Annotated in this window: 6 protein-coding genes; 2 read left to right on the top strand and 4 right to left on the bottom strand. The window is 69.0% G+C overall.

Features of this window, described 5'->3' with window-relative positions:
• Positions 1-16 precede the first annotated feature (16 nt).
• Positions 17-544: a helix-turn-helix domain-containing protein gene (locus tag HLK59_RS31035; protein WP_171144874.1), complete on the bottom strand. Its 528-nt coding sequence runs from the start codon at positions 542-544 to the stop codon at positions 17-19.
• 200 nt (positions 545-744) lie between these two features.
• Here HLK59_RS31035 and HLK59_RS31030 point away from each other — a divergent pair, with 200 nt between their 5' ends.
• On the top strand, positions 745-2,172 hold the full coding sequence (locus HLK59_RS31030; RefSeq protein ID WP_240982738.1) for a glycosyltransferase family 39 protein: 1,428 nt from the start codon (positions 745-747) through the stop codon (positions 2,170-2,172).
• A 3-nt stretch (positions 2,173-2,175) separates the two neighbouring features.
• Here the strand turns inward: HLK59_RS31030 and HLK59_RS31025 are convergent, their stop codons facing one another.
• The 3 genes from HLK59_RS31025 to HLK59_RS31015 all read right to left on the bottom strand — a co-directional run bounded on the left by HLK59_RS31025 (position 2,176) and on the right by HLK59_RS31015 (position 6,463).
• Positions 2,176-3,048, bottom strand: a complete 873-nt coding sequence (locus HLK59_RS31025; protein WP_171144873.1) for a class I SAM-dependent methyltransferase — start codon at positions 3,046-3,048, stop codon at positions 2,176-2,178.
• Positions 3,049-3,220: 172 nt separating this feature from the next.
• Entirely contained in the window at positions 3,221-4,933 is a 1,713-nt protein-coding gene (locus HLK59_RS31020; RefSeq protein WP_171144872.1) for a glycoside hydrolase family 6 protein, read from the bottom strand.
• 30 nt (positions 4,934-4,963) lie between these two features.
• Positions 4,964-6,463, bottom strand: coding sequence for a cellulase family glycosylhydrolase (locus tag HLK59_RS31015; protein WP_171144871.1), 1,500 nt, complete (start codon positions 6,461-6,463; stop codon positions 4,964-4,966).
• A 251-nt stretch (positions 6,464-6,714) separates the two neighbouring features.
• Between HLK59_RS31015 and HLK59_RS31010 the strand changes: the two genes are divergently transcribed.
• A complete protein-coding gene (locus tag HLK59_RS31010; RefSeq protein ID WP_171144870.1) occupies positions 6,715-9,630 on the top strand; it encodes a glycoside hydrolase family 48 protein in 2,916 nt (971 codons plus the stop codon).
• Positions 9,631-9,781: the final 151 nt, after the last annotated feature.

Raw genomic sequence — 9,781 nt, 5'->3', positions numbered from 1 at the left:
CCACCCCGTACTGCCCCTACCCTGTCGCTGGGCCGGGCAAAATGGTTAAAAGAGACAGCCCCCGCAGCGCCGGTATCAACCCGGCCCGCAACAAGGACGACTTGCCGCTCCCCGACGCCCCCACCACCGCGGTGATCCTCGCCCGCCCGGTCAACCGGACCAGCCCGTCGACCAGTTCGCCGCGCCCGTGGAAGTGCTCCTCGTCGCCCGTGCCGAAGCGGGCCAGCCCCGGATACGGGCCGGGATCGTCGTCCGCGCTGTCGGAGACGCGCGCGTCGCCCACCTCGGCGACGGCCTCTTTCCACCGCCGCGCCCACTCCTCGGGATCACCCCCGCACGCGACGACGTACGCCCGCACCACCGGCAGTGTCGGCAGCCGTTCCCCGGCCGCAGCGGCGGACAGCGTGGGCCCCGAGTAGCCGGCCTGCCGTGCCATCGACCGGTACGTCGGTGTGCCCGCCTCGTCGCGCAACTTGCGCAGTGCGTAGGCGAATCGCTGGACCGCACCGAGCCCCGGGTCCAGTGGTTTCTCACGGCGCCCCATGCGCTTCCCCCTGCGTTCGCGGCCGTCCCACCCACCGACGGCCGCTCCGGACGGGTTGATTGGCGTTCCTGACCTGGGCTGCCCATCAATCCCTCGGCCTCTGGACTCGTGGTGCACGACCGCACGTCATCCGCCTCGGAGCCACGGAGCCGACCATCGCCACCACACACTCACCCAGACCCCTTCTGCGGCCCGCACGGTTGCCGGACGCTCCCGTCGGCCCGCGCCCACACGCGTTCGCGACGGCGCTCCCGCCCGCCGTCCTCTCCCTCGTCCTCGGCCTGTGGGGCGTCCGGCGCGGCGGCGCCCTGTGGCGGGACGAGGCGGTGTCGTACGACATGGCGCACCGCTCGCTGCCCGACCTGTGGGCGACCTTGGGCCAGGCGGACGCCGTGCACGGCCTGTACTACCTGTTGCTGCACGGCCTGTTCGGCGTGTTCGGCGGTGCCGATCCACTGCTGGTGCTGCGGCTGCCGTCGGTCCTGGCGACCGCCGTGGCGAGCGGGACGCTGGCGCTGCTGGGCCGTCGGCTGGCGGGGGCGCGGGCGGGGCTGCTCGCGGGGGTCGTGTTCGCGCTGCTGCCGCCGGTGCAACGGTATGCACAAGAAGGTCGATCGTATGCAGTCGTCTGCATGCTGGTGGTGTGGGCGTCGTATCTGCTGGTGCGGGCGGTCGAGACACGCTCGCGTCGAGTGTGGGCCGGCTACGCCGCGGTCATGGTGGCCGCGTGTCTGCTGCACGAGTTCGCCGTACTCGCCGTGGTCGCGCACCTCTTCGCCCTGCCCCGGTCCGCCCGCCGCACCGGCCTCCGGGTGGCGGCCGTGGTCTGCGGCTGCCTCGCCCCGCTGGCCGTGGTGAGCATGGGCCAGTCGGAACAGGTCGCGTGGATCGGCGGCGTGGGCGGCGACCTCGTGGGCTTCTCCGCGGTGACGGTGCTCGGGCTGGTCTGCGCGGTGCTGCTCCGGCGTGACCCGCCGGCCCGGCGCGGCCCGCTGCCCGGCTTCGCGCCGGCCCTGCTGGTGCTGCCCGCGTTCCTGCTGCTGCTCTCCACCCCGTTCAAGCCGCTCTTCGTGGACCGTTACGTGCTCTACGGTCACGCCGGCGCCGCCTTGCTGGTCGGTGCCGTTCTCGACCGGTCGCTGCGGGCGCGTGGCCGGATCCGGGCGGTCGCCGTACTCGCCACCGGCGCCGCCCTCCTCGTACTGCTGCCCGTCGGCGTGGGTCTGCGGACCCCGCAGAGCCGTGCCGACGACGTCACCGCCGTGGCGGAGGCCGTGCGCGCGGCCGGGAGCGACGGTGACGGCGTGCTCTACATGCCGGCGCGGCGCCGGGTGTGGTCGCTGGTGGACCCGGGGTCCGTGCGGGGGCTGCGCGATCTGGCCCTGGAGCGCGGGCCGGCGGCCTCGCACACGCTGTACGGCACAGAGGTGCCGGCTGCCGGCATCCGGGTGCGCATGCTGGCGACGGCTCGCATCGTGGTGCTGCGGGACCCGGTGAGTCAACCCCTCGACGGGACCGCCCAGGAGCGGGTCAAGCGGCGGGTGCTCGCCGCGTACTTCGTGGAGTGCGGCACCCGCCGGGTGCAGGGCGCGCGGATCAGCGTCTACGCCCGGCCGGGCCGCTGCTGAGCGTCAGACGCCTCGGGCTGCCGTGTGCACCGTACGCGCGGCCAGGAAGAAGGCGTCCGGCCGGTGGTGGATGCTCGCCTTGTCGTCGGGGTCGACGAGCCGGTCGAGGGTGGCGCGGTCCTCGGCGTCGAGGCGGTCGCCGACCACCTCACGCATCCGGGTCAGGGTGTTGACGGCGACATGGCGGGCCCGGTCCGTGGTCGGGGCGGGCAGGTCGAGCAGGAAGGTGCGGGTGCCGGTGTGCTTGAGGCCCACGGAGGCCAGCAGCGCCGGCCAGTCCTCGATCACGTCGACGGTGCCGGGCAGCCCGGCCCGCATCTCGCTGAACCAGTCCTCGTGCAGCGCGTCGAGCCGGGCCTGGAGACCCGGGCGGCCGATCCCGATGTCGCGCGGCAGACACCGGGTGGGCAGGCTGCCCTCCAGCAGGGCCAGCGTGCCGCCGGGCGCGAGCCGGTCCGCGAACGAGGCGAGCGCGGCCCGCTGGTCGCCGAGGTGGTGCAGACTCCAGCTGGCCCAGATCAGATCGGCCGGGTACTCCAGGTCGTCCAGTACGCCGGGCAGTTCACCGGCGAGTGTGCCGAAGCGGTCCGCGACACCGAGCCGGCCCGCCCGGTCGCGGGCCCGTTCGAGAAGCGGCTCGGAGCCGTCGATGGCGACGATCCGGGCGCCGGGGAAGTTCTCGGCGAGCAGACAGGAGGCGACACCGGGTCCGCTGCCCGCGTCGACGACCAGCCCCGGCTCGGTCTGCCGCTTGGCGAGCCATGCCATGGCCCGCTCGTACATCGGCATGTACAGCTCGGCCTGTTCTTCCAGCATCGGGGCCATCTCGGCCCAGTCGATGTCGGCGTGGTCGTGGTGGTGGTGATCGTGCGCCATGGCGGTCAGCCTCTCGTCCCGATGCGACCAGCGTGCGCCGACGCACCGCGGAGAGGCCACCAGTGTTGCCGATACGGCAAAGAAACGGGACTCCCCGCGCCCTGAAGGGGCGCGGGGAACTGCGCGACCAGCCACAACGGACCGGCAGTCGCAAACGGCGCAACCAGCAGAGCTAAAGCGCCGGGTACGCGTTCGTCATCAGCTGCTGGAACTGCGCCGAGAACCAGTGCCCCGACAGCGGAGCGTTCGGCAGCGAACCGGACATGCTGTTGCCGTTGCGCGGGTTGCCCGTGTACGTCGGGTCGCACATCCGGTCGAAGCCCTTGCCCTCGTCGTTGGGGATGGCAGAGCTCGAACCGTCGGACTCACCCGGGGGCTTGATCCACACGTAGGCGTCGATCCCGGTCGCCGGGTTGGCCTGCGGACGCTCACCGAGGCCGGCCCCGGACTGGTTGCACCAGTTGCCGACATGGATTCGACGGTCGTAGCGGCCGCCGTTGACATAGGTGTCGACGTCCGTCGTCGCCCCCGGTCCGGCGGGCCGCGCGGTGCCGCCCCAGCCGTTGCGGGAGGTGTCGATCAGCATGCCGATGCCGGAGTTGAAGCCGGTGGTGACCAGCTGGTTACGGAACGCCTGGGCGAACGACAGCTCGTCCACGTACCGGTTCCAGTCGACCCACTTGGACTCGCGGACGGACTTGCCGGCCACGGAGTCGTTGATGGTGAAGTTGTTCTCCTTCAGAGCGCTGTAGTTGGCCGTGTTGGCGATGAAGCCGTGCACGTCGTTGACGGTGGCGCCCTCGGAGGTGGCCGCCTCCTTCATCACGGTGGCGCTGGCGGCGAAGTTGTCGTCCCAGCCGATCCAGCCGTGGTGTCCGGCGTCGATGTAGTTGTAGACGTTGGCGACGTCACCGAGCTTGTTCAGGGCGTAGCCGACGCCCTTCTGGTAGTTGCCGTTGGCCTTCATCACGTCGCACTGCGGGGTGGCGGTGGGACGGCTGCCGGTGTTGGTGACGAGGTTGGGCAGCGAGTCGATCTCGATGGTGGTCACGATCCGCAGCCCGGCGTACTTGGTGTCGGCGAGGATCGCGGCGATCGGGTCGATGTACTGCGTCTTGTACTTGTCGATCTCCGTCGGGCCGAGTTCGCCGTTGGAGGCGAGGGCGGCGCAGTCACGGCCGGGCAGGTTGTAGATGACCAGTTGGACGACCATTTCGCCGGAGCCCTTCTGGGCCAGGGCCGCGTCCAGGTGGGCGCGCAGGCCCATTCCGCCGTTCACACCGTTGATCGCGGCGATCCGGTCCAGCCAGACACCGGTGGGCTGGTTGGAGATACGGCTGCCGCCCGGCTCGGCGGCGGCCTTCGCCGACCACTCCGGGTTCACGTACACCTTGGCGCCGGTGTAGGGGTTGTCGACCCGGGTGCCGCCCCCGGGGTCCGGCGGGTTCGTCGGACCGCTGCCGCCGTCGTCGACGTTGCAGGTCACCCCGTCGAGGGTGAAGGTGGTCGGGATCGCGTTGGTGCCGCTGTAGGACCCGTTGAAGCCGAAGCTCACCGAACCGCCGGTCGCCAGCGTGCCGTTGTAGGTCTCGTTGGCGGCGGTGACGGCCGTCCCGCTCTGGGTGATCTTCGCGTTCCAGCCGCTGGTGACCTGCTGGTTGCCGGCGTACGCCCACTTGACCGCCCAACTGCTCTTGGCGGCACTGTTGTTGGTGATCGTCACGGCGGCGGTGAAGCCGGTTCCCCACTGGTTCTGGATCTTGTAGTCGACGGTGCAGGGGATGGCCGTCACACCGACGTCGGCCGGGACGTTGGCGAGCGCCGTTCCGGTGGCCCCGGCGGTCAGCGCCAGGGCGGCGAGGAGTGCGGTTCTGGTACGACTCATGAGTGCGGGTTTCCCTCTCCGATACGGGATCTACGGATTGACCGCGCGCAGGTGATCGCGCAGCCCGATGCCATACGACGTGGGGGTTCCGTCGTAGTGGGAGATCAGGGCGGGACCGGAGGAGCAGTTCCATGTGTTCCAGGTCCAGCCCAGGTAGGACAGGCCACGGTCGTCGAACCACTTCATGACCTGGTCGATGAAGGTGTGGCCACAGGTGTTCTCGCCGATCTCCCCGGCGACCAGCGGCACTTGGGCCGCCACCGGGGCGAGCTGGGAGTTCCAGCAGCTCTCGTTCGCGCAGGTGTTGAAGTTGTAGACGTGCCAGGCGGCCGCGAGATTGTTCTTCGGGTCGCTGGGCTTGTACGTCAGCCATTGGCTGAGGTCGTTCGAGTACGCGATCCCGCCGGCGAGGATCAGGTTGCCGGCGCCGGTCGCCCGTACGGCGTCGACGAGATCCTGCATACCGGCGACCTCGTACCCGATGCCGGAGCAGGTGCCGCCGTCCCGCCAGCACTGCCACGCCTGGGTGGTCGTGGAGGTGGCGCGGTCCGGGTAGGGCTCGTTGAACAGGTCGAAGACGACGGTCGGATCGTCCTTGAAGGTGTTCGCCACCGACGTCCAGAAGGACGGGGTGTACTGCATGCCGGGCATCGGCTTCTGGCAGCTGGCGTGCACGTCGGCGCAGCCTGCCGAGTTGCCGGTGTACTGGCCGTAGGTCCAGTGCAGTTCGAGCATCGGGGTCATGCCGTTCGCCTTCACCCTCGCCACCAGGTCCTTGACGGCGTTGATGTAGTTCGAACCGGCGTACTCCGGCTTGATGTTGGACAGGCCGAGCCAGCACTCCTCGTTCAGCGGAATGCGGACCGTGTCGGCGTTCCAGTCGGCGATCGCCTTGATGGCGGCGTCGTCGACCGGCCCGTCCCAGATGCCGTAGCCTTGCACGCACATGAACTCGCCGCCGGAACGGTTGACGCCGAGCAGACGCTGCGTGGTGCCTGCGGCGTCCACGAGCTTGTTGCCCAGGACTCTGAGGACGGGCGGTGTTCCGTCACCGGTGTCCGGTGGACCGGTCGGTGTCGGTGTGGGGGTGGGTGTCGGCGTGGGCGAGGGGTCCGCGTCGACGTTGCAGGTCGTGCCGTTGAGCTTGAACGAGGTCGGTACCGGGTTGCTCCCCGACCAGGAGCCGAGGAAGCCGGCGCTGGTCTTCGCGCCGGTGGCGAGCGTGCCGTTGTAGCTCTCGTTGGCCGCCGTCACCGTGGTACCGGACTGGGACCACTTGGCGTTCCAGCCCTGATTGAGTTTCTGACCACCCGTCAGGTCGAAGGTGAGACTCCAACTGCTCACGGCGGCAGCATTGTTGGTGATGGTCACGGCACCCTGGAAGCCGGTGTCCCACTGGCTGGTGACGGAGTACTCCACCGTGCACGCGGGTGTGGCTCCCGAAGCCGTGAAGACCGGCACCGTCACGGACCCGAGCAGGGTCACGGCGCCGGCGACGGCTAGAAGTACTGAACGCGGGGGGTGTCGCATGAGCGACTCCTTGCAGATCAGCGCGTCGTGACGGACGCGTCGACTGATGGAATCGCTCCCACTGGTGTCACCGAAGCTAGCGCCAAGTGACGGCAAAGAACAGAGGAGTCACTTGACTTTTCCTCAACCACATTCATCGAATCTTTTCGACTCTTCAAGCATCTTGACCCCTCACACCCTCATCCCCACTATGGGAGCGCTCCCACTGGTTCAAGCCTTGACTTCTCCGAGCCGCAAGGAGGAACCAGCACATGCCCCCCAGAAGGAGACGCCGGGCTGTCCGGCGCTTGTGGACGGCCGTCGTGGCCGCCATGGCACTTCCGTTCGCGATGCTGAGTACGGGTTCAACTCCCGCACAGGCTGCGGCAGTTCAGTGCAGCGTCGACTACAAGACCAATGACTGGGGCTCCGGCTTCACCACGGACGTGACGATCACGAACCGCGGCACGGACGCCATCAGCGGCTGGACCCTCACCTACGCCTACACCGGCAACCAGAAGCTGACGAACGGCTGGAACGGCACCTGGTCCCAGTCCGGTCAGACGGTCACGGTGAACAACGCGACCTACAACGGGAACATCGCGGCCGGTGCCGCGGTCTCCACCGGCGCGCAGTTCACCTACAGCGGCACCAACGCCGCCCCGACATCCTTCGCGATCAACGGCACCACCTGCGTCGGCGCGCACCAGCCGCCGATCACCGTGCTGACCAGCCCGGCGGCGGGCGCCGTCTACACCCAGGGCAACGCCGTCCCGCTCGCGGCGACCGCCGCGGCCGCCGACGGCGCCACGATCAGCAAGGTGGAGTTCTACGACAACACCACGCTGCTCGGCACCGACACGACCTCGCCGTACTCTCTCTCGGTTTCCAGCTTGACCGTGGGCAGTCATTCCTTGCTGGCGAAGGCGTACGACAGCCTGGGCGCGTCGGCGGAGTCCACACCGGTCGGCATCACGGTCGTCTCGGGCCCCGCCATCGTGGCCTCGGCGACCCAACTCGCCGTGCAGCAGGGCGAGACGGGCACGTTCGGGGTGAAGCTGTCGACGCAGCCGTCCGCGAACGTGACGGTGACGACCGCCCGCACCAGCGGCAACTCGGGCCTGTCCGTGACCGGCGGGGCTTCCCTGACCTTCACCCCGTCGAACTGGAACACCGCCCAGAACGTGACCATCACGGCCGCCGCCACGGGCACGGGCGCCGCGACCTTCGAGTCCACGGCGACCGGGCACGCCAAGGCCTCGGTGACGGTCACCCAGATCGAGGCCGCGGGCGAATACGACGCCCGCTTCCTGGAGTTGTACGGCAAGATCACCAACCCGGCGAACGGCTACTTCTCACCCGAGGGCATCCCCTATCACTCGGTGGAGACGCTGATCGTCGAGGCGCCGGACCACGGCCATGAGACCACGTCGGAGGCGTACAGCTACCTTCTCTGGCTGCAGGCCATGTACGGCAAGGTGACCGGCGACTGGACCAAGTTCAACGGTGCCTGGGACATCATGGAGAAGTACATGATCCCCACGCACGCCGACCAGCCGACCAACTCCTTCTACAACGCCTCGAAGCCGGCGACGTACGCGCCCGAGCTGGACACGCCCAACGAGTATCCGGCGCAGTTGAACACCGGGGTGTCGGTCGGTTCGGATCCGATCGCCGGTGAACTGAAGACCGCGTACGGTACGGACGACGTCTACGGTATGCACTGGTTGCAGGACGTCGACAACGTCTACGGCTACGGCAACTCGCCCGGCAAGTGCGAGGCGGGTCCCACGGACACCGGCCCGTCGTACATCAACACCTTCCAGCGCGGTCCGCAGGAGTCGGTGTGGGAGACGGTTCCGCAGCCGACCTGCGACGCCTTCAAGTACGGCGGCACGAACGGCTACCTGGACCTCTTCACCGGTGACGCCTCCTACGCCAAGCAGTGGAAGTTCACCAACGCCCCGGACGCCGACGCGCGTGCGGTGCAGGCCGCGTACTGGGCCGACAAGTGGGCCGACGCGCAGGGCAAGGGTGGCGAGATCTCCGCGACCGTGGCCAAGGCCGCGAAGATGGGCGACTACCTGCGCTACTCGATGTACGACAAGTACTTCAAGAAGATCGGCAACTGTGTCGGTCCGAGCACCTGTGCGGCCGGGACCGGCAAGGACGCCTCGATGTACCTGATGTCCTGGTACTACGCCTGGGGCGGCGCCACCGACACCTCGGCGGGCTGGGCCTGGCGCATCGGCTCCAGCCACACGCACGGCGGCTACCAGAACCCGATGGCCGCGTACGCGCTGAGCGCCTACGCCGACCTGAAGCCCAAGTCGACGACGGGCGCCGCCGATTGGGGCACCTCGCTGACCCGGCAGATCGAGTTCTACCGCTGGCTCCAGTCCAACGAGGGCGCCATCGCGGGCGGTGCGACCAACAGCTGGGCGGGCCGGTACGCGACCCCGCCGACCGGCAAGTCCACGTTCTACGGCATGTACTACGACCAGCAGCCCGTCTACCACGACCCGCCGTCCAACCAGTGGTTCGGCTTCCAGGCGTGGTCGATGGAGCGGGTGGCGGAGTACTACCAGCAGACGGGGAACGCGGCCGCGAAGACCGTCCTCGACAAGTGGGTGGACTGGGCGCTGTCCAAGACCACGATCAACCCGGACGGCACCTACCAGATCCCCTCCACCCTCCAGTGGTCGGGCCAGCCCGACACCTGGAACGCCTCAAGTCCCGGCGCCAACAGCGGACTTCACGTCACCGTCGCCGACTACACCAACGACGTCGGGGTGGCCGCCGCGTACGCCAAGACCCTGACGTACTACGCGGACCGCTCCGGCGACACCGCTGCCGCGACGACGGCGAAGGCCTTGCTGGACGGTATGTGGGACAACTACCAGGACGCGCTCGGCATCGCCGTGCCGGAGAACCGGGCCGACTACAACCGGTTCGACGACGCGGTGTACATCCCAAGCGGCTGGACCGGCACCATGCCCAATGGCGACGCGATCAACTCGTCGTCGACCTTCGACTCCATCCGGTCGTTCTACGAGGACGATCCGGCGTGGTCGAAGATCGAGGCGTATCTCGCGGGCGGTGCGGTGCCGTCGTTCACGTATCACCGGTTCTGGGCCCAGGCGGACATCGCCTTGGCCATGGGTTCGTACGCGGAGCTCCTCGAATAGCCCCCGCGAAGCGCTCCGCGGGTTGGGCCGTCTGCTGGCTGCGGGTCCGTTGTGGCTGGTCGCGCAGTTCCCCGCGCCCCTGAAAGACAGGGGCGCGGCAGCTCACCCCCGTTCCCGAGGAACCGCTTAAGAGCTCCACGTACGAGGTCCC

The sequence above is a fragment of the Streptomyces sp. S3(2020) genome (assembly GCF_013044505.1).
GTDB lineage: Bacteria > Actinomycetota > Actinomycetes > Streptomycetales > Streptomycetaceae > Streptomyces.
Note: the sequence above shows the minus strand (reverse complement) of the source record. Positions and strands in the feature narration are given on the sequence as shown.